This window comes from Streptococcus sanguinis, from assembly GCF_003943735.1.
Taxonomy (GTDB): Bacteria; Bacillota; Bacilli; order Lactobacillales; family Streptococcaceae; genus Streptococcus; species Streptococcus sanguinis_E.
Map to the genome: position 1 here is coordinate 43777 of NZ_RJMV01000003.1, position 20499 is coordinate 64275.

Here is a 20499-nt window from a genome sequence, read left to right on the forward strand (position 1 = left end):
TTATGAAAGATATAAAATAGCCAAAATTGGGTGTTGTAAAATTAGAGGATTTAGATTTAGTTAAGCAATGTAATAGATTGGTCTCTTTTTAATATTCTCTGCTATACCTTTTATTCCCAAACTTGAACAATGGCTTGCAATCCTTTTTTTAAAATAGTATACTAGGGCTAGATTATGGAATCGTTTGCATAGAATTACGATGAATTTAAAAAAAGAAATCTAGGAGTTGAAAAGTATGGAATTAACAGCTATTTATCACAGACCGGAGTCGGAGTATGCCTATCTTTATAAAGAAGGTCAAGTGCATATCAGAATTAGGACTAAGAAAGAGGATATAGAGAAAATCCTTTTGCACTATGGGGATCCCTTTATCTTTCTTGAGGATTCTTATGAAGATACGAAAGAGATGGTCAAGATCATCTCAGATGCTCTATTTGATTATTGGCAAGTAGCAGTGTCGGTTGATTTTGCTCGGCTCCAATATTTCTTTGAGCTGAGAGATAAAGAAGGCCAAAGCGTCTTGTATGGAGATAAAGGTTTCACTGACAATAGTCCAGAAAACCTTGCTTTAGAGGGCAACAGATTTAAACTCCCTTATATTCACGAAATTGATGGTTGCCAGGTTCCTGACTGGGTTTCAAAAACGGTCTGGTATCAGATTTTCCCAGAACGATTTGCCAATGGAAATGCTGAATTTACACCAGAAGGAGCTCTAGATTGGGATCCGTCTATCAGACCTAAAAGCAGTGATTTCTTTGGTGGGGATTTACAAGGGATTATTGATCATCTGGATTATTTGCAAGACTTGGGCATTACAGGGCTTTATCTCTGTCCCATCTTCGAATCGCCAAGCAATCACAAGTACAATACGACAGATTACTTTGAAATTGATCGACACTTTGGGGACAAGGAGATTTTCCGTCAACTGGTGGAGCAAGCTCATCAGCGTGGCATGAAGGTGATGCTGGATGCAGTTTTCAATCATATGGGCGATCAATCTGCTCAATGGCAGGATGTTCTCAAGCATGGTGAAAAGTCAGCTTACAAAGACTGGTTCCACATTCAAGAGTTCCCAGTGACGAATGACAAGCTTGTGAATCCCAAAGAACTCCCTTATCATACCTTTGCCTTTGCCAGCTATATGCCTAAGTTGAATACGGCAAATCCTGAGGTGAAAGACTATCTCTTAAACGTTGCGACCTATTGGATTGAACATTTTGATATTGATGCTTGGCGGCTGGATGTGGCCAATGAAGTTGATCACCAATTCTGGCGAGATTTTCGTAAGGCTGTTTTGGCCAAAAAGCCTGACCTTTATATTCTTGGAGAAGTTTGGCATACATCACAGCCATGGCTAAATGGAGATGAGTTTCACGCAGTCATGAACTATCCTCTATCCGATAGTATCAAGGACTACTTTTTGAGCAGGAGCAAGAAGACCAGTCAATTTATAGCTGAGATTAACTGCCAGTCCATGTACTACAAGCAGCAGATTTCTGAGGTTATGTTTAATCTCTTGGATTCGCACGATACGGAGCGCATTTTGGCGACTGCCAAAGGTGATATCCAGCTTGTCAAATCCGCACTTGCCTTTCTCTTTTTACAAAGGGGAACGCCTTGCATCTATTATGGGACCGAGCTAGAATTGGGCGGAGGTATGGACCCGGATTGTAGACGGGTCATGCCTTGGGACCGGGTTTCTGGTGATAATGTCATGCTTAATTTTATGAAGAACTTGATTCAGCTTCGCAAGGAAACTGCGGATATTATTCAGTATGGGAAATTTACCCTAGAAGAAATCAAGCCGGATGTGCTGGCTTTAGAATGGCAACATGATCATCAAGCAATCCGAGCCGTTTTTAATCAGTCGAATGAGAATTATCTTTTAGACAGAGATTCAGCTGATTTGGTGAGTCAATGCCAAACTGATGACCAGCAAGTTCTCATCTTACCAAAGGGATTTGTAGTTTATTGTGATTAGTCTAACATTTGAGATGTGTTTAGCGAATATCTTAATCCCATGATGTATTCCAAATAAGATAAGAGAAGTCGAAAGATTATTCTATTTTGTAATTACTGTAATTATCTGTTATAATATCCCTAAGGAGGAAGCAAGATGGCAGTAAAAACTAGAAAACAAGGGAATTCTATAACAATAACGATTCCAAGTGAATTTAATATTCCGAGTGGCGTGCATTACGATGCTAAATTGTTACCGAGTGGCGAAATTGTCTTTACTCCAGAAAAGACTGAAAATCAGGTTACTTATATTTCTGACGAATCTTTTGAATTGGATTTAGATAATATTTTTGATGAATACGATGATATTTTTAAAGCTTTGGTGGAAAAATGACAGTCTATTTAACAGAAAAGCAAATTGCAAAGATTAATACTTTAGTTATTCAGCGCTATTCTCCGAAAGAACAAATCAAGACGATTAGTCCATCAGCACTAAATATGATTGTGAACTTACCTGAACAATTTGTTTTTGGGAAACCTCTTTATCCATCAATCTTTGATAAGGCGACAATTTTATTTGTTCAATTGATAAAAAAGCATGTTTTTGCTAGTGCTAATAAACGAACGGCTTTTTATGTTTTAGTAAAATTTTTGCGATTAAACGGTTATCATTTTTCTGTTACACTTGAAGAAGCGGTTGAAATGTGTGTAAGAATAGCGGTTGAATCGCTGTCGGAGCAAAATTTAAAAAGCTACTCAAAATGGGTTTCTGAACATTCGTTTCGTAATGATTAAGCTTTAACTATGCAAGGAGTGCAATCTTATGCCTAGACCGAAAACTAAAGAAGAGTTGATGCTAGCTGCTAAGGAAAACTATGAGAAGTTACAAACTCTCATTTCCAAATTATCTGATCAAGAGTTACATACCCCTTTTGATTTTTCTCGGGATGAAAAGAAGAAAGAGGCCCATTGGAGACGAGATAAAAATGTAAGAGATGTTTTGATTCACCTCTATGAATGGCATCAGCTCTTGTTGGATTGGGTGTATTCCAATCAAAAGGGGCAAGAGCAGCCCTTTCTTCCTGCGCCCTACAACTGGAGGACCTATGGAGAGCTGAATCTGGAATTTTGGAAGAAACATCAGAATACTTCTCTTGAAGAGGCAACTGAGATCTTTCGTCAGTCCCATCAAGATGTTTTGAACTTAGCTAACACATTTACAAATGAAGAATTATTTTCAAAAAATGTCTATAAATGGGTCGGAGGGGCTGTACTAGGTTCCTATTTTGTAAGTGCTACCTCCAGCCATTATGATTGGGCTATGAAGAAATTGAAAGCTCATCAAAAAAATGTAAAGCAAAATAGTCTGTAGAAGACAAGAATTAGAGAGAAATAAGAATGAAAAAATACAGCAAAATAATCATGTCCTGCGCCTGCTTAGCTTTAGCTTTTGGGATGGCAGCATGCGCTAGTTCGCAGAAAAATAAAGAAACAAGTCAAACTACATCGACTTATTCAAATCTAAACAGTAAAAAGAGTGTCGAAGAAGTGAGGAGTTTGTTGGCTGCTGACTTGGATAAAGACAGTGTCGATAACTTTGTCAATCTAGTCAATGACTACAATGGACTTGTCGGCTCTACTGGATTAAGGGGCGATTTCACTAAGTTTACCAAAACTGAATATGACGTAGAAAAAATCAATCCTCTGTGGCAGGCAAAAAAGGGCGATTTTATCGGGACAAATTGTCGGATTAATACTTACACTTTGTTGAAAAATAGCATCGACATCCCTCAAATCGAAAAAGATGACGAACTCTTGTTCATAGATAATGATTCGATTGACAAGGGCAAGCTCTTTGATGCCAAGGATAAGGAAGAATTTAATATCCTGTTTTCAAGAGTCAAGACTGAAGCGACTCAAGATGTAAAAGTCCATGCTAAGAAGATGGAGGAATACTTCAAACAGTTCAAGTTTAGCGAAAAGGCGAGGATGCTTTCTGTCATAGTCCACGACAATCTTGATGGCGACTCTCTCTTTGTAGGGCATGTCGGCGTCTTGGTTCCAGATAAAGATGGCTACTTATTTATCGAAAAGCTGACATTTGAAGAGCCTTATCAGGCAATCAAGTTTGCGACCAAGGAAGATGTCTACAAATACTTGCAGACCAAATATAAAGACTACACAGGGGAAGGTTTGGCCAAGCCCTTTATCATGGACAATGATAAGTGGGTAGAGGGTAAGTAGTGTGCTTCAGTTAGTATTAAGAAAATAGAACTGGGAGATTTAGGGTATGGAATTAAATGATTTTACTGAAAAAGAGCAAGAGCAGATCAATCAAGGGCTTAGCACCGCAGAAATTTCTGATAAGGAAGCTGCCAAAAAGATTCTTGCACTCGTGCCCAAGGAATGGATTAAAAGGATTCCTTTCTTCGTGAGAGGGCATGCGACGACCAAGACGGTTGAGCGAGTTGCCAAGCAATATCCTCAGCTATACGCTGTCGCTAAGCGGCAAGGCGAACTTCCGGACAAGGAAAGAGAAGAATTGCGCGTGATTATGACAAGCATTTTTGAAGAAAAGATGAATAAGCATAAGATTAAATGAGCCCTTACTTTGAAAGAAGTGAGAGCCTTAGGAAGTCACTGAAAGCAGTGGCTTTTTCGTTTTTTGTGGAAATGACGAGGCTAGTTATTAAAGCTCTATTTGGACGTTGAGTTCTAATCGGGCTTTGGGACTATTCTCCATGAGAATTATCGGCAAAAATGGTATAATGTTCCTATATTTTCTAGAGGAAAAGGCAGGCTATGAAATTACTTTATACAGATATTCGCCATTCTTTGACCAAGGTTTTAGTGGCTGAGGCTGAGAGCTTGGTGGCGGCTGGTAAGCGAGTCTTTTATATTGCGCCAAATTCGCTATCTTTTGAGAAGGAGCGGGCGGTTTTGGAGTGCCTGAAAACTCAGGCTTCCTTTGCCATTACGGTGACGCGCTTTGCCCAGATGGCTCGGTATTTTGTCCTCAATGATGTTCGGCAAGGGCAGAGTTTGGACGATATTGGTCTAGGAATGCTGATTTATCGGACCTTGACAGAGCTGGATGATGGAGAGCTTAAGGTCTATGGCCGGATTAAGAAGGATGCCCAGTTTATCCAGCAATTGATGGATCTTTATCATGAACTGCAGACTGCCCAGATGTCCTTTGCGGATCTGGAATTTCTCGAGGAGCCTGAGAAGCGGGAGGATCTGGTCAAGATTTTTACAGCGGTGACTGCTGCTCTGAATAAGGGCGATTTTGATTCGTCTTCTCAGATTGCTGCTTTTGCCCAGCATATTCTGGCTGGTGATACGGATGAGGAGTTGGCAGATTTGGCTCTGGTCATTGATGGCTTTACTCGTTTTTCTGCCGAAGAGGAATACTTAGTCGGTCTTCTGCATCGGAAAGGTGTGGAGATTGTCATTGGGACCTATGCCAGCCAAAAAGCCTATCGAGCAGCCTTTCGTGAGGGCAATCTCTATCAGGCCAGCGTGGATTTTTTGAGAAAGCTGGCCGAGGACTATCAGGTCAAGCCTGACTATATCCCTCATGCGGAAGCAGAAGATGCCTTTGGGCGGATTTCTAAGATTTTGGAGAGTCGTTATGACTTTTCAGAATCAACGGTTAGTCTTAGTGAGTCAGACCGGTCACAGCTTCAGATTTGGGCTACTATGAACCAGAAAGAAGAGCTAGAGTATGTGGCTAAGTCCATCCGGCAGCGGGTTCATGAAGGTGTGCGCTATAAGGATATTCGTCTGCTTTTGGGAGATGTGGAAGCCTACCAGCTTCAGCTCAAGACTATTTTTGACCAATATCAGATTCCCTACTATCTGGGGCGGAGCGAGTCAATGGCCCAGCATCCGCTGGTCCAGTTTGTCGAATCTTTGGAGCGGCTCAAACGCTATAATTTCCAACTGGAAGACCTGCTCAATCTCTTAAAGACGGGGCTCTATGGCGATTTGACTCAAGAAGAGCTGGATCATTTTGAGCAATATCTGCGCTTTGCGGACATTAAGGGGGCAGGCAAGCTAGCCAAGGATTTCACGGCCAATAGCCAAGGGAAATTTGACCTAGACTGTCTCAATCATATTCGTCGCCGAGTCATGACTCCGCTGCAAGACTTTTTCAAATCCCGTAGTCAGACGGCGTCTGGTCTCTTAGCTAAGTTTACGGAGTTCGTCCAAGCAGCCCGTTTGTCTGACAATTTGACGGCTCTACTACAGGGAGAAAGTCAGCAGGAGCAGGAGCGCCATGAGGAAGTCTGGAAGGCTTTCAGTCATGTCTTAGAGCAGTTTGCTCAGGTCTTTGCAGATAGCAAGGTCAAACTGGATGATTTTCTGGCCTTGGTCTTGTCAGGTATGCTTTTGTCTAACTATCGGACGGTACCAGCGACGGTAGATGTGGTCAAGGTCCAGTCTTATGACCTGATAGAGCCTTTAGCAGCTCCTTACGTCTATGCGATTGGACTGACCCAGGAGCGTTTTCCGAAAATCGCACAAAACAAGAGTTTGCTCAGTGATGAAGATCGGGCTCGGCTCAATGACGCAACGGATTCTCAGGCGGAACTCCAGATTGCCAGCTCAGAAAATCTCAAGAAGAATCGCTATACGGCTCTGTCGCTGATGAATTCTGCTACCAAAGAGCTGGTCTTGTCTGCGCCAGCCTTGGTCAATGAAGTAGAGGACAGCATGTCGACCTATCTGCTGGAATTGACTGCAGCACCGATTTCCTTGCCCATCATTGTCAAAAAGCCTCAGGCTTCCAGTGATGATATTGGCAGCTACCGAGCTTTGCTTTCTCAAATCATCGAGCTCCACCAAGAGGAGATTGACCGAGAGTGGACAGCAGAGGAGCAGACTTTTTGGGCGGTGGCTGTGCGGGTTCTCCGCAAGAAATTGGCAGCAGAAGGCATCAGCATTCCGCAAATCAGCAAGGAACTGAAAACGGAGACTCTGCAGTCGGAAACTTTGCAAGCTCTCTACCCTCAGGAGCAGCCCCTCCGACTTTCAGCCTCTGCTCTCAATGAATATTTCCGGCATCAGTATGCTTATTTTCTCAAGTATGTTCTACGCCTGCAGGAAGAGTGGACCATTCATCCAGATGCTCGCAGTCATGGGATTTTCCTCCATCGGATCTTTGAAAAGGTCCTGCAGGATGATTCGTCTGCCGATTTTGACCGGCGTTTAGCGCAGGCCATGGAAGAGACCAGCCGAGAGGCCGAGTTTGAGAGCATCTACAGCGAGTCAGGTCAGACCCGTTTTGAGCGCCAGCTCTTACTAGATACGGCGCGGGCGACCGGTCGTGTGCTGGCTCATCCAAGCGGGATTGAGACTATTGGCGAGGAGACTGGCTTTGGCTCAGCTTCTACGCCTTTCCTGACCTTGGAAAATGGCAGAGCAGTAACCGTGAGCGGTAAAGTGGATCGGATTGACCGTCTGACCAAGACCGAGAGTTTGGGAGTGGTGGACTATAAGTCTGGCGATATTAAGTTCAGCTTTGAAAAGTTCTTTAATGGACTGAATTCTCAGCTGCCGACCTATCTGGCAGCGATTGAGGAGTTAGCAGACTATCAAGAGGATAAGGGAACTTTTGGCGCCATGTATTTGCAGATGACCGATCCGATTGTGGCGCTTAAAGATACCAAGACCTTGGCTGATGCAGTCAATCAGTCTATGAAACCACTGCAGTACAAGGGACTTTTTGTGGCAGATGCTGTCAAGGAGCTTGGTCCGCTCTATGAAAAAAATAAGACCAACTTGCTGAGCCAGGAAGACTTGGACTTGCTGCTGGCCTACAATGCTTATCTCTATAAAAAAGCTGCAGAAGGCATTCTATCAGGTCACTTTGCAGTCAATCCTTATACAGAGAATGGACGAAGCATTGCTCCTTATGTAGAGCAGTTTAAGGCCATTACTGGCTTTGAAGCCAATCTCCATCTGGGACAGGCACGGCAGCTAGAAAAGCTAGATGCAAGCAAATTTGATAGGCGGCCGACTGGTGAGAAGTTGCGCCAGGCCTGGCTAGAAAAGATGAGGGAGGAGATGGAAAAATGAAGAGACTTCCTTTTTTAACTGCAGAAGAGATTGCTCTTAAGCAAGCCCAAGAAGCTGCTTCGGACAAGCCACAGAAAAAGACGGCAGAGCAGATTGAGGCCATCTACTCCTCTGGCCAGAATATTCTGGTCTCCGCTTCGGCCGGCTCGGGTAAGACTTTTGTCATGGTCCAGCGGATTATTGACCAGATTCTTAGAGGTGTTGCGGTCAGCCAGCTCTTTATCTCGACCTTCACTGTCAAGGCGGCAGGCGAGCTAAAAGAGAGGCTGGAGAAGGAACTGGGACAGGCCTTGAAAGAGGCCGAGAGTCATGAACTCAAGCAACATCTAGCCCAGCAATTAGCTGACCTGCCCAATGCCGATATTGGCACTATGGACGCCTTTACCCAGAAAGTGCTGAGTCGCTATGGTTACTTGCTTGGATTGGCGCCGAATTTTCGGATTCTCCAGTCAGCAAGCGAGCAGCTGATTCTGCAAAATGAAGTCTTTAGCCAAGTGTTTGACCATTACTATGAGAGCGAGCGTCAGGCTTTGTTTAGCCGTTTGGTAAAGAACTTTACTGGTAAGCGCAAGGATTTATCAGGCTTCCGGGATCAAGTTTATCGGATTTACAGTTTTCTGCAGTCAACCAGCAGTCCTCAGCGCTGGCTAGAGGAAACCTTCCTCTATGGTTATGAGCACAGCGACTTTGCAGCAGAGAGAGAGCGGATATTCGGTCAAATCAAATCAGCCCTTTGGGAGCTGGAAGCTTTCTTTTCTGCCCATCTAGAGCATGAGGGAAGAGAGTTTGCGGGCGCCAAGTATCAGGAAAATGTCCAAGATGCTCTGACCCTCTTAGCAGGCCTGAATGAACTGTCACCGATAGAGCAAACAGCTCAGATTCTCAAACAGATTGTGGCACTTTCTCAACTGTCCAATGGCCAGGCCTTTACAGCTCGGGTTGGCAAGAATGCAGACGAGCTCAAAAAAGAAATGGCCAAGGACTACAATGAAGCCAGGAAGCCTATGATTGAGCGGCTGCGCAGCTTTGACCAGCAGCTTTATCAACTGGACTTTATCGAGCAGCATCAGGATGAATGCCTACCTCTGGTTGAGCTTCTGCGGGACTTTGTTGCGGACTTTGCGCAAGCTTATTTGGAGCGTAAGAAGGCAGAAAATGCCTTTGAATTTGGTGATATCAGCCATTTTGCTATTGAGATTTTAGAGACATTCCCAGAGGTGCGTCGCTTTTATCAGGAACGTTACCACGAGGTCATGGTGGATGAGTATCAGGATACCAACCACACGCAGGAGCGCATGCTGGACTTGCTTTCCAGAGGGCAAAATCGCTTTATGGTAGGTGATATCAAGCAGTCTATCTACCGCTTCCGTCAAGCGGATCCGCAGATTTTCAGTGATAAGTTTAAGGCTTATCAAGAGGATAGCAGTCAGGGCAAGCTAATCGTCCTTAAGGAAAATTTCCGTAGTCATCTTGAGGTGCTGGAAGCGACCAATGATGTTTTCAAACGCCTGATGGATGAAGAAGTCGGGGAAATTGACTATAATGAAACCCACTATCTGGTGGCTGGAAATCCAGCTAAACGTGAGCCTAATCCAGCTAACCGCGCTTCCTTCTTAATCTATGAAGGCTCCAAGGAGAGTCCGGAAGAGGAGGCTGATGAAGGCTTGCCACAGGTAGTATCAGCTGGGGAAGTGGACCTAGTCATCAAGGAAATCATCCGCCTGCACAATGAAGAAGGAGTGGCTTTTAAAGATATCACGCTGCTGACGGCTTCCAGAACCCGCAATGATTTGATTTTAGCTGCCTTTGAGCAGCACCAGATTCCGCTGGTACCAGATGATGGCGCCGCAAACTATCTGCAGTCAGTAGAGGTATTGGTTATGCTAGATACCCTGCGGACCATCAATAATCCGCTGAATGACTATGCTCTGACCGCCCTTCTCAAGTCTCCTATGTTTGACTTTGGTGAGGACGAGCTGGCTCGGCTGTCCCTACAGGCCAGTCAAGAGCATTCTCAGGAAAATCTTTATGAAAAATTGCTCAATGCCCTTGAAGGTAGAGGTTTGAACCCTGCTTTAGTCACTCAGGAACTGCAGAAAAAGCTGCAGCATTTCCATGAGACCCTGCAAGGCTGGCGGACTTATTCCAAGACGCATTCGCTGTATGATTTGATTTGGAAGATTTATCAGGATCGTTTCTACTATGACATGGTGGGAACTCTGGCCAATGGTGCCCAGAGACAGGCCAATCTCTATGCCCTCTCTTTGCGGGCTAATGAGTATGAAAAGTCTAGCTTTAAAGGCCTGTCTCGCTTTATCGGGATGATAGACCGTATCTTGGAAAACCAGCACGATCTAGCCAGTGTGCCAGTGGCGGCGCCTAAGGATGCTGTTCGTCTCATGACCATTCATAAGAGTAAGGGGCTGGAGTTCAAATATGTCTTCCTGCTCAATATGGACAAGGCCTTCAACCGTCAGGATAGCAGCTCTGCTATTATCCTTAGTCGGACCAAGGGAATCGGCATCAAGTATGTAGCGGATGTATCGGTGTCTGTGGAAGATCCTTATGCGCCGAATCAGCTGCGCATTTCCATGGATACGCTGCCTTATCAGCAGAATCTTGCAGAGCTGCAGTTGGCTAGTCTGTCTGAGCAGATGCGCTTGCTTTATGTTGCCATGACGCGGGCTGAAACCAAGCTCTATCTGGTCGGCAAGGGCAGTCAAGAGGCCTTGGATAAGCGTCAGTGGGGCAAGAGCCAACAAGGGCGTTTGTCTGCCAGTCTGCGCAGCCAGCTCAACAATTTCCAAGACTGGCTCTATGCCATTCAGGCTGTTTTTTCTGATGAGAATCTTGCCTACGAGACCCGTTTTGTCACTGATGAGGAGCTAACTGCTGAAGAGATAGGGCGAATTAATGAGCCTGTGCTCTTTCCAGCGGATGATTTGGCAGATAATCGTCAGTCGGATGATATTCGTCGGGCTCTGGATATTTTAGAAAGCGTGGATCGACTGAATAGCCAGTATCGCTCTGCCATTGAGCTGCCAAGTGTGCGAACTCCAAGCCAGATTAAGAAGTTTTATGAGCCAATCATGGATATGGATGGTCTGGATATCATGGATGAGCGAGCAGCTTTTCGGCCGCAGCCCAGCTTTGAGTTGCCTGATTTTGGCAAGAAAGCCAAAGTGACTGGGGCTCAAGTCGGCAGTGCCGTTCATGAACTCATGCAGCGGATTCCTTTGGATAGTCGTCCCAGCATGGCTGTACTTCGTTCTGCCTTGGCTCAGGTTCAGGCCGATGAAGTGGTCAAAAAGCAGATTCAGCTGCCTAAGATTGCATCGTTTTTCGAGACGGATTTGGGGCGACTCTTGATTGAGAACAGTGACAGAGTTCGTCGAGAAGCACCATTTGCCATGCTCAAGAGGGATGACGCTAGCGGTCAGAACTTTGTTTTGCGGGGGATTTTGGATGGCTATCTGCTTTTTGAGGACCGAATCATTCTCTTTGACTACAAGACGGATAAATACAAAGAGCCATCTGAGTTAATTGCTCGCTATCGTAGCCAGCTAGACTTATATGCTCAAGCTCTCAGCTGCTCTTACGGCATTTCGCAGATTGAAAAATATTTGATTCTGCTGGGCGGGGAGCAGCTGCAGGTGGTTAAGGTTGACTGATTAGCTTATCGTATTCAGAAAGGAAGGAAGCCTGTGGAACAATTAGAACGCATTCAAAAAATGGAAAAGCATCTGAATAAATATTCTCAGGTATTGGCAAGAGCCCAGGAAGCTTTAGCTGAGTTGGAGCGCTGCCAGTCAGATTATATCCAGTTGAGAGACTACTATACTGGTCAGGGATTTTTTGATGATTTAGAGTTCTCGAATGGACCAGATTTCCCTGAAAATATAGCTTGCAGCGTCTTAAGTGAAGATGCCGTCTATGATCTGATGGGGGAGCATTTTGAAACAGCGATTAATCTGTTGGATTTGTCTAGCTCTATGCTGAAAGAACGTTAATTTATTTAGAAAGAAAAAAATAATTAATTTTTTTCAATTTTCCTCTTGCTTTTTAATAAAAATTCATGTAGAATATTCAACAATAAATTGAAAGCGATGAGAGAAAAAGTCTAAAACAAGAAACAGAGAGTGCCTAATGGTGAGACGGCATGCAATCCTTAGACGACACATTCTTGAGTGCGGATGCGAAATCAGTCAGCAGTCTGAGACTAGTGTCCGACGGCTGATTGCCGTTATCAATCTGGAGTCTCGTACTCCTAGAGGGTCCTCAGGCGACTGAGGTCCGAATAAAGGTGGAACCACGTGTCAACGTCCTTGCAAAGTTTTTTGCGAGGGCTTTTTATTATATTTAAACTAGAAGATTCCCCTATTTTCCTTTACTAAAGCGGTAAATTTCGTCTTTCATTTATTAGAAGTCCAAAAGTAAGTGTCAGATAATGGCTAGTGTGAAAGAGAGGTGGCAAGATGGTTAAGCTAAAAGGTCTCAGGCAGATCAATCCCTATGTAGCGGGGCAGCAGCCCAATAAGCCAGACATGATTAAGCTTAATACCAATGAAAATGCTTATGGTCCTAGTCCAAAGGTGGCAGAGGCGCTGAAGGCATTTAATGCGCAGGATCTGCGTAAGTATTCAAGCCTAAATCAGGCAGAACTCTGTCAGGCTTTGGCAGCAAACTTGGGTGTATCACCCGACCAGCTCATTATCGGTAACGGCAGTGACGACATCTTGTCCATGGCTTTCCTGGCCTTCTTTAACAGCGGCGAGTCGGTCTTATTTCCGGATTTGACCTATGGTTTTTACAAGGTCTGGGCGGACCTCTACCACGTGCCTTTTCGAGAAATCCCACTGACAGATGATTTTGAGGTCCATCCCTCCGACTATTTTGGAGACAATGGCGGCATTATCCTAGCCAATCCCAATGCTCCGACGGGGATTTATCTGCCGCTGGATCAGTTGGAGGAAATTCTGGCGTCCAATCAGGATGTGGTAGTGGTGGTGGATGAGGCTTACATTCACTTTGGTGGTCAATCTGCCCTGTCTCTGCTGGAAACCTATCCCAACCTCTTTATCACACGGACCTTTTCCAAGGATGCGGCCTTGGCTGGTCTGCGGGTAGGCTACGGCATCGGCCATCCAGACTTAATAGCTGTCATGAAAGCTGTTAAGGACTCCATCAATCCTTACTCAGTGGATATGTTATCAGAGCGATTAGCTCTTGCGGCAGTCGAAGATTGGGATTATTATTTGGAGACCGGTAGAGCCATTCAAGAGATCCGAGATTGGTTTGCTGGAGAATTGGTTGCGCTGGATTTTCAAGTCCTGCCTAGTCAGACCAACTTTGTCCTAGCCCAGCCTAGTGGAATCTCTGCAGCTGAGCTTTTCCAGCAGCTAGAAGAGCGTCGGATTTATGTGCGGTATTTTCCAAAGGCAGAACGAATCAAAGACTTTCTGCGCATCTCTATCGGACAGCGAGAGGAGATGGAAACAGTCCTGGCAGCTATCAAAGAAATTTGCAGCAGCTGAGAGTTTGACTCAAAGCTAGCCGGTGTAAGAATAGAGCAAGAAAGGAAAGCAGCCTATGAATAAAATCACCCTTCCGATTGGCATGCATGACAAGCTTTTCAAGAGGGCGCGTGTGACCTACGAGATTGAGCGGGACATCAGTGATTTCCTGATGGCTCAGGGTTTCAATCGGATTGACACGCCGACTTTGGAGCACTTCGAGGTCTTCAGTGACCATGTGGAGCCCCATCATTATCATCTTTTCGATAAAAAAGGCGAGCTATTGGTGCTGCGGCCAGATGTGACCAGCCAGATTGGTCGGGTTATTGCTTCGACCAGGGTGCATACGCCGACCAAGTTTTCCTATTCGGGCAAGGTCTTTCACTATCAAGAAGAGCTTCGCGGTCTTGCAAATGAGCTCAGCCAAGCTGGTATTGAGATTATCGGCTATCCAGCTCGCGAGGCGGTGCTTGAGGCTATCAAGACAGCCAAGCAGTCGCTAGATTTGGCACAGGTTAAATCTTATCAGTTCGAGTTTTCCCATGCAGCAATCCTGCAGACAATTCTAGAGAGTCTGGCCTTGGATTCGCAGGAGGAGGCCCAGCTGCTAGATTATATTCGCAAGAAAAATAGGACGGGACTCTTTGAATTTACCCAGACCAGATCGAGTGAATTTGATGATTTTTTGCAGGAGCTACCCTATTTGTTTGGTCCTAGCCAACAGGTTTTAGCTAGGGCTAGAGAGATAGTTGACAACGAGCGTATATTGACGGCTTTAGATGATGTGGAGCAAGTTTTGCAGAGCCTATCAGGCTTGCTGGATCAGACAACTATGGACTTGGGACAGGTGGCGGCCATGCCTTACTATACCGGCCTGACCTTCAAGGTCTTTGGCGACCGAGTACCAGATGCCTTTCTATCTGGTGGGCGCTATGACCAGCTTTTCAAGCGCTTCGGGGCAGCAGAGCTGACAGCTATCGGCTGGTCCCTAGACATTGACAGTGTCTATCAAGCCATTCATGATGACCTACCGGGCGAGGGCGGAAAGGAAGGTGACAACAGATGAGTCAAATTACCATTGCCCTGACCAAGGGGCGGATTGAGGAAGATACGGTCAAGCTCCTGACCCAGGCTGGCTTTGATATGTCCTTCATGGCAGACAAGGGGCGCAGCTTGATTTTTGAAAGTCCAGACGGTCGCTTTCGCTTTCTCTTGGTCAAAGGGCCTGATGTGACGACCTATGTGCGCCATGGAGTTGCTGATCTAGGTATTGTCGGCAAGGACATTCTCTTTGAGCATCCGACCGGCTATTTGGAGCTGCTGGATCTGAACTTTGGCCTTTGTAAATTCTCACTGGCCTCGGTGCCTAGCTACGACCCTCATGATCACAAGCGTAAACGGATTGCGACCAAGTACCCGACGGTGGCGACTGACTATTTTAATCAAAAAGGGGAAGATGTGGAAATCATCTCCATCCAAGGTAGCGTGGAGATTTCACCGGTGCTGGGTCTGGCGGATGCCATTGTTGATATTGTGGAGACGGGGCATACCCTGTCAGCTAACGGCCTGCAGGTTTTTGAGGACATATGTCGGGTGTCGGCCCGGCTCATTGCTAATCAGGCTTCCCTGAAAAATAACCCGGATATCATGCCTTTTGTGGCAAGGATTGAATCCCTAGTAGGAAGAAGAGAGGTGGCTTTTAAATGACAATTATCAAGCGTTTAAGCGGAAGTAACGAAGAAATTTCACGGATTTTATACGAAGAGCAGCTGCAGCTCAGTCAGCAGAACTTAGATGTGGAAGAAGCAGTGGCTGAGATTATTGAAACGGTCAAACAAGACGGTGACCAAGCTTTAAGAGACTATACCATGCTTTTTGACAAGGTTGAGGTGACAGATTTTGAGATTGGGCAGGAGCTAATTGACAAGGCCTTTGAGGAGATTGACCAAGAGGTCTTGGCCGCCCTGAAAAATGCCCAAGCTAATATTGAATCCTACCACCGCCAGCAGTTGGAGACTGGTTTTGAGGATAGTCCCAGTGAGGGTGTTATCCGTGGTCAGTTGATTCGGCCGATTGAGCGGATCGGCACCTATGTACCTGGTGGTACCGCAGCCTATCCGTCCTCCGTCCTCATGAATGTTATTCCAGCCAAGATTGCTGGTGTCAAAGAAATCATCATGATTACACCACCTCAGGAGCATTTTACTCCAGCGATTTTGGTCGCTGCCAAGCTGGCTGGTGTGGATCGGATTTTCCAAATTGGTGGAGCCCAAGGTGTAGCAGCTCTGGCTTATGGTACTGAGACCATTCCCAAGGTAGATAAGATAACTGGACCGGGCAATATCTTTGTGGCTACAGCCAAGAAGATGGTTTATGGCGTCGTGGGAATTGATATGATTGCTGGGCCTTCGGAGATTGGAGTCATTGCAGATCGTTCAGCCAGTCCAGTCTATGTGGCAGCCGACCTCTTGTCGCAAGCTGAGCACGACAAGCTGGCTCGGGCTATTCTGGTAACCGACTCGGAATTGTTGGCGGACCAAGTCGAAGCAGAGCTGGGCAGACAGCTGAAAGAGCTACCGCGGGAGGAAATCGCGCGTGCTTCGATTGAGAACAACGGCCGTATCATCCTTGCGCCTTCCAAGGAAGCTATGTTTGAGCTTATGAATCAGGTGGCACCTGAGCATTTGGAAATTGCCATGGATGATGCTTACAGCTATCTGGATCAGGTTGAAAATGCTGGCTCTGTCTTTCTGGGGCATTATACTAGCGAGCCAATCGGTGACTACTATGCGGGAGCCAACCACGTTTTACCGACAACCAGCACCAGTCGTTTTTCATCAGCTCTGGGTGTCTATGACTTCATCAAGCGCATCCAGTACACCCAGTACATCCGCGCTGCTGTAGGGGCGGCTGACAAGGATATTACCAGTCTGGCCTATGCAGAAGGCCTGCAGGGACATGCTAAGGCCATCGAAGCCCGCAGACAGGAAAAATAGAAGGAGTTGCCATGAGACAAGCTGAAATCAAGCGTAAAACACAGGAGACCGATATTGAACTGGCTGTCAATCTTGACCAACAGGAGCCAGTAGCTATCGAGACCGGTGTCGGATTCTTTGACCACATGCTGACCCTTTTTGCCCGCCACAGTCGGATTTCTCTGACGGTCAAGGTTGAAGGCGACCTTTGGGTGGACAGCCACCATACGGTTGAGGATGTGGGCATCGTGTTAGGACAGGCTCTGCGTCAGGCTTTGGGAGACAAGGCAGGTATCAACCGTTACGGCACTAGCTTTGTGCCCATGGATGAAACGCTGGGTATGGCCAGTCTGGACCTATCCGGTCGCTCCTATCTGGTTTTTGAGGCTGATTTTGACAATCCCAAGCTTGGAAATTTTGACACCGAGCTGGTGGAGGAATTTTTCCAAGCCCTAGCCTTTAATCTGCAGATGAATCTGCATCTGAAAATCCTTCATGGCAAGAACAGCCACCACAAGGCGGAAAGCCTCTTTAAAGCGACTGGCCGAGCTCTGCGGGAGGCTATTACCATAAATCCAGAGATTCATGGAGTCAACTCCACCAAGGGCTTGCTCTAGCTTGACCTTCTGAGTGAAAGGAGTTGATGTAGAGATGATGATTGTTATTGATTATGACGCGGGAAATACTGCCAATGTTCTCCGTGCTCTAGCTCAGGTCGGAGTAGAAGCACGTCTGTCAGCTAATCCGCAGGAAATTTTAGCATCCGACGGTTTGATTTTACCAGGTGTCGGTGCTTTTCCTACTGCCATGCAGGAGTTGGAAAAGCGAGGGCTGGTGTCAGTTATTCAGGAGGCTGTGGCTGATGGCAAGCCTCTCTTGGGGATTTGCTTAGGGATGCAGCTCCTGCTGGAGTCTGGATTGGAGAATGGTCAAAACTCTGGACTGGGCTTGATTCCAGGTGTTTGCCGCCGGATTCCGGACCAGGCTGGTCTGCCTGTGCCTCACATGGGCTGGAACGACTTACAAATCCAGCAGTCGTCTGCTTTGACAGCCGGTCTTGAGGGCCAGTCAGTCTATTTTGTCCATAGCTACTACACAGATGTTCCGAAGGAGTACTTGGACGTGACGGCTGATTATGGGCTGCCTATCCCAGCCATGATTCACCGAGGATCGGTCTTTGGCTGCCAGTTTCACCCAGAAAAGTCTGGTGCTGTTGGTCTCGGTATCCTAGAGAAGTTTAAGGAGTATGTCTATGAAAATACTGCCCGCTATCGATATCAAAGACGGCCAGGCCGTCCGCCTTTTTAAAGGGGATTTTAGTCAGAAGACGGTGGTCAATCCCGATGTTTTGGAGCAAGCTCGAGTTTTCAAAGAAGCTGGGGTTACCATGATTCATGTGGTTGACTTGGACGGGGCCTTAGAAGGTCGGGCGGCCAATCGAGATCTGATTGCCCAGATTAAAGCGGAAACTGGTCTAGCTATCCAAGTCGGGGGCGGCATCCGCAGTCTGGAGCAGATTGAAGATTACCTGGCGGTTGGCATTGACCGTGTCATTATTGGCTCTATGGCTGTTAAGAATCCTGAATTTGTTGAGGCTGCGCTGGAGCGCTTTGGAAGCAGCAAAATCGTGATTGCCATTGATGCGAAAGAGGGGCTGGTTGCGACTGAGGGTTGGCTGGAAACCAGCAGTCAGGACTATATAAGCCTGGCGCTGGCCATGGAAAAAATCGGCGTCCGTCTCTTTGTCTATACAGATGTGGACCGAGACGGTACTCTGACTGGCCCCAATATCCAGCATTATCAAAAATTGCTGGCAGCTCTCAAGCAAGCTCAAGTCATTGCTTCTGGTGGTATCCAGTCAGCGGATGACTTAGATGAACTGAAAAAACTGGGCTTGGCTGGTGCCATTGTTGGTAAGGCCTACTATAGTGGACGAATTAGCCTAGAGCAGATCAAGGAAGTAGAAAGGGGCTAGCCATGCTGAAAAAACGAATCATTCCCTGTCTGGATGTCAAGGACGGCCGGGTGGTCAAGGGCATCAACTTTGTCAATCTAACTGATGTGGGAGATCCAGTTGATGCAGCCAAGGCTTACTATGAAGCTGGCTGCGATGAGTTGGTCTTTCTGGACATCACCGCCACCCATGAGGAGCGGGACACGACGGTCGATATGGTCGGGCGCGTGGCGGAGCAGGTTTTCATTCCCTTTACCGTCGGGGGCGGCATTCGCACGGTTGAGGACATGAAGCGGATGCTGCAGGCTGGTGCGGATAAGGTTGCAGTTAATTCCTCAGCACTGGCAAATCCTCAGCTTTTAGCTGACTGCGCTGAGAAATTCGGCAGCCAATGTGTGGTGCTGGCAGTGGATGCTAAGAAAGAAGCGGATGGCAGCTGGCATGTCTATCTGGCTGGCGGCCGCAAGGACAGCGGTCGCGACCTGTTAGACTGGGTCCAGGAAGCTGTCAGTTTTGGAGCGGGGGAAATTCTTCTGACCAGTATGGACAAGGACGGAACCAAGTCCGGTTTTGACTTGCCAATGCTGGAAGCCGTCTCCCAAGTGGTTTCCGTTCCCATCATCGCATCTGGTGGTGCTGGCAGTAGCCAGCATATCCTAGAAGTTTTTGAAAAGACTGCAGCGACAGGTGCCTTGGCCGCTTCAATTTTCCATTATGGTCAGGTCTCCATCGCAGAGACCAAAAAAGCCATGCTGGAAGCTGGATTGGAGTTGCGCATCTGATGACAGAAGTAAAGTTAGATTTTCAAAAGCAAGGCGGTCTCATACCTGCCATTATCCTAGACCACACCAGCAAAGAAGTACTCATGCTGGCCTATCTCAATGAAGAAGCCTACCAGCTGACCCGCACTAGTGGCCAGATGTGGTACTGGAGCCGGTCACGTCAGGAACTTTGGCATAAGGGGGCCACCAGCGGCCACTATCAAACCGTCAAAAAAATCACAGCTGATTGCGACCAAGATACCTTGCTGATCGAGGTAGACCAGCTGGGAGCAGCCTGCCACACCGGTGCTAAATCCTGCTTTTTTCATACAATCTGGGATGAGTAGAATAGCAAAATATATGGAGAAATTATGACTAATTTTAATAATCGGACATATGAGAAAATTGTTACAGATGTAATTTCAATGTTTTTATATATTGAAAATCAACCAAATAGTGGTAAAAGAATGGCAATAAGAAGATATGCTGAAGTAGTTGTAAGACGATTATTAGATATTCCTTCTAATAAGGGAGTAACGTTAGGAAATAAAAAAATTACAAAATCGGAATTTTATAACAATAATATTCTTTTTTCAGAATCTGTAGATTATATACAAAAATATGGAAGCGAATCTATTCATACCAATTTTCTTGGAGAAGAAACGGATGAAAAAGTAAAAGATTTAATGGATAAATTACTTGATTTACTTGCATGTTTGTTTATTCAATATTTTGAAAACTATTCTTTTCCTCCTAATGAGGAAGTTCTTGGTTATTTTTCAATTTTACCTCCAATCATTCGAGTAAAAGTTTTACAGTATTTATTCACTCAAAAAGAAAATCAAAGTAATATTAATTTAATCGATAAATTGAATCTAGCTATTTTAAAAGATAAAGGAAAAGATAAAGCGATAAAATGGGTAGAGGATCATAAAGATTTACTATCAAGTCTTTCGAGTATGAGTGAAGAAGTTGAGGAAATGATTGAGCAACAATTTGGTCAACAAATATTACTTTTGATGAGAAAAACAATGTATGATTCATGTTATGAAAAAATAAATAAAGTTGGGGAGCAAATTGAACGAAACGGTCATTTATATAAAGAATTTGAAGAATCTAAGTATATTTTTGAAACAGAAGTAAATTTCCAGAGTGAATCGAAAGAAACTCAAGAATTTTTATCAATAATGAAATTTATATATTTAGGTAGACGTAATACTCCTAGTAAAAACGTAAAGAATTGGAGGAAATAA

The 20499-nt window shown here is 45.6% G+C and carries 19 protein-coding genes; all 19 read left to right on the forward strand.

Annotation, left to right across the window (positions count from 1 at the left end; genetic code table 11):
* Nucleotides 1–235: 235 nt before the first annotated feature.
* The 19 genes from D8877_RS04485 (at nt 236) to D8877_RS04575 (ending at nt 20499) form a co-directional block, all read left to right on the forward strand.
* A complete protein-coding gene (locus D8877_RS04485; RefSeq protein WP_185755715.1) occupies nt 236–1981 on the forward strand; it encodes a glycoside hydrolase family 13 protein in 1746 nt (581 codons plus the stop codon).
* A 135-nt stretch (nt 1982–2116) separates the two neighbouring features.
* On the forward strand, nt 2117–2353 hold the full coding sequence (locus D8877_RS04490; protein WP_002897305.1) for an AbrB/MazE/SpoVT family DNA-binding domain-containing protein: 237 nt from the start codon (nt 2117–2119) through the stop codon (nt 2351–2353).
* Nucleotides 2350–2754 (forward strand): type II toxin-antitoxin system death-on-curing family toxin, encoded by a 405-nt coding sequence (locus D8877_RS04495; RefSeq protein ID WP_002906281.1) that lies wholly within the window; start codon nt 2350–2352, stop codon nt 2752–2754. Before D8877_RS04490 ends, D8877_RS04495 begins: the two co-directional genes overlap by 4 nt.
* A gap of 28 nt (nt 2755–2782) precedes the next feature.
* Complete coding sequence (locus D8877_RS04500) at nt 2783–3331, forward strand: ClbS/DfsB family four-helix bundle protein (RefSeq protein WP_125347199.1); 549 nt, start codon at nt 2783–2785, stop codon at nt 3329–3331.
* Nucleotides 3332–3357: 26 nt separating this feature from the next.
* On the forward strand, nt 3358–4203 hold the full coding sequence (locus D8877_RS04505) for a DUF4300 family protein (protein ID WP_125352555.1): 846 nt from the start codon (nt 3358–3360) through the stop codon (nt 4201–4203).
* Between the two features lie 46 nt (nt 4204–4249).
* A complete protein-coding gene (locus tag D8877_RS04510; protein ID WP_125347197.1) occupies nt 4250–4561 on the forward strand; it encodes a hypothetical protein in 312 nt (103 codons plus the stop codon).
* Nucleotides 4562–4761: 200 nt separating this feature from the next.
* A complete protein-coding gene (gene rexB / locus D8877_RS04515) occupies nt 4762–8043 on the forward strand; it encodes an ATP-dependent nuclease subunit B (RefSeq protein ID WP_125352557.1) in 3282 nt (1093 codons plus the stop codon).
* A complete protein-coding gene (gene addA, locus D8877_RS04520; protein WP_125352559.1) occupies nt 8040–11714 on the forward strand; it encodes a helicase-exonuclease AddAB subunit AddA in 3675 nt (1224 codons plus the stop codon). Before rexB ends, addA begins: the two co-directional genes overlap by 4 nt.
* Before the next feature lie 33 nt (nt 11715–11747).
* Entirely contained in the window at nt 11748–12053 is a 306-nt protein-coding gene (locus tag D8877_RS04525) for a DUF4298 domain-containing protein (RefSeq protein ID WP_125352561.1), read from the forward strand.
* Between the two features lie 465 nt (nt 12054–12518).
* Nucleotides 12519–13577: a histidinol-phosphate transaminase gene (gene hisC, locus D8877_RS04530; protein WP_125352563.1), complete on the forward strand. Its 1059-nt coding sequence runs from the start codon at nt 12519–12521 to the stop codon at nt 13575–13577.
* Nucleotides 13578–13632: 55 nt separating this feature from the next.
* A complete protein-coding gene (locus D8877_RS04535) occupies nt 13633–14622 on the forward strand; it encodes an ATP phosphoribosyltransferase regulatory subunit (RefSeq protein WP_125352565.1) in 990 nt (329 codons plus the stop codon).
* The gene (gene hisG, locus D8877_RS04540) at nt 14619–15263 is read left to right on the forward strand and encodes an ATP phosphoribosyltransferase (RefSeq protein ID WP_125340838.1); all 645 of its coding nucleotides are present in this window, start codon (nt 14619–14621) and stop codon (nt 15261–15263) included. The genes D8877_RS04535 and hisG overlap by 4 nt, the downstream gene beginning before the upstream one ends.
* A complete protein-coding gene (hisD, locus tag D8877_RS04545; RefSeq protein WP_125340835.1) occupies nt 15260–16552 on the forward strand; it encodes a histidinol dehydrogenase in 1293 nt (430 codons plus the stop codon). The genes hisG and hisD overlap by 4 nt, the downstream gene beginning before the upstream one ends.
* A gap of 11 nt (nt 16553–16563) precedes the next feature.
* Nucleotides 16564–17148 carry an imidazoleglycerol-phosphate dehydratase HisB gene (hisB, locus tag D8877_RS04550; RefSeq protein ID WP_125340833.1) on the forward strand — a complete coding sequence of 195 codons (585 nt, stop codon included), beginning with the start codon at nt 16564–16566 and terminating at the stop codon, nt 17146–17148.
* Between the two features lie 34 nt (nt 17149–17182).
* The gene (gene hisH, locus D8877_RS04555; RefSeq protein ID WP_125340831.1) at nt 17183–17839 is read left to right on the forward strand and encodes an imidazole glycerol phosphate synthase subunit HisH; all 657 of its coding nucleotides are present in this window, start codon (nt 17183–17185) and stop codon (nt 17837–17839) included.
* Complete coding sequence (gene hisA / locus D8877_RS04560; protein ID WP_185760173.1) at nt 17784–18506, forward strand: 1-(5-phosphoribosyl)-5-[(5-phosphoribosylamino)methylideneamino]imidazole-4-carboxamide isomerase; 723 nt, start codon at nt 17784–17786, stop codon at nt 18504–18506. The genes hisH and hisA overlap by 56 nt, the downstream gene beginning before the upstream one ends.
* A 2-nt stretch (nt 18507–18508) precedes the next feature.
* Nucleotides 18509–19267, forward strand: coding sequence for an imidazole glycerol phosphate synthase subunit HisF (hisF, locus tag D8877_RS04565; protein WP_125340826.1), 759 nt, complete (start codon nt 18509–18511; stop codon nt 19265–19267).
* Nucleotides 19267–19593 carry a phosphoribosyl-AMP cyclohydrolase gene (gene hisI, locus D8877_RS04570; protein WP_125340824.1) on the forward strand — a complete coding sequence of 109 codons (327 nt, stop codon included), beginning with the start codon at nt 19267–19269 and terminating at the stop codon, nt 19591–19593. The genes hisF and hisI overlap by 1 nt, the downstream gene beginning before the upstream one ends.
* A 24-nt stretch (nt 19594–19617) precedes the next feature.
* A complete protein-coding gene (locus tag D8877_RS04575) occupies nt 19618–20499 on the forward strand; it encodes a hypothetical protein (RefSeq protein WP_125352566.1) in 882 nt (293 codons plus the stop codon).